This is a genomic window from Deinococcus pimensis DSM 21231, from assembly GCF_000519345.1.
In the GTDB taxonomy this organism is placed as follows: Bacteria; Deinococcota; Deinococci; order Deinococcales; family Deinococcaceae; genus Deinococcus_A; species Deinococcus_A pimensis.
This window is the reverse complement of sequence record NZ_KI912636.1, coordinates 37,389-37,674: the sequence shown is the minus strand read 5'-3', so window position 1 is coordinate 37,674 and position 286 is coordinate 37,389. Positions and strand designations below refer to the sequence as shown.

The window sequence follows — 286 nt, the reverse complement described above, 5'->3', positions numbered from 1 at the left end:
GTGGGTGCTAGACGCCGAGCAGGTTCAGGTAGGCGTGCAGGACCGTGCCGCCCCACAGCAGCGCGAAGAACGCGCCGAGCGCGAGATACGGCGCGAAGGCGAGCTTGTTGCCGCGTCCCGTGGCGACGGCGAGCACGCCGATCACGGCGCCCGCGACGACCGCGAAGGCGATGCTGACGAGCATCTGCTCCCAGCCGAGGAACGCCCCGATGAGCGCGGCGAGCTTCACGTCGCCGAAGCCCATCGCCTCCGGGTCGGAGGGGACGTCGTCGCCGGGGTCGGGCTG

General features: G+C 72.0%; 1 protein-coding gene. It reads right to left on the bottom strand.

Features of this window, described 5'->3' with window-relative positions; all coding sequences use genetic code 11:
* Positions 1-7: 7 nt before the first annotated feature.
* The coding region (locus DEIPI_RS0108010) for a prepilin peptidase (protein ID WP_027481430.1) at positions 8-286 on the bottom strand (279 nt) is incomplete at its 5' end.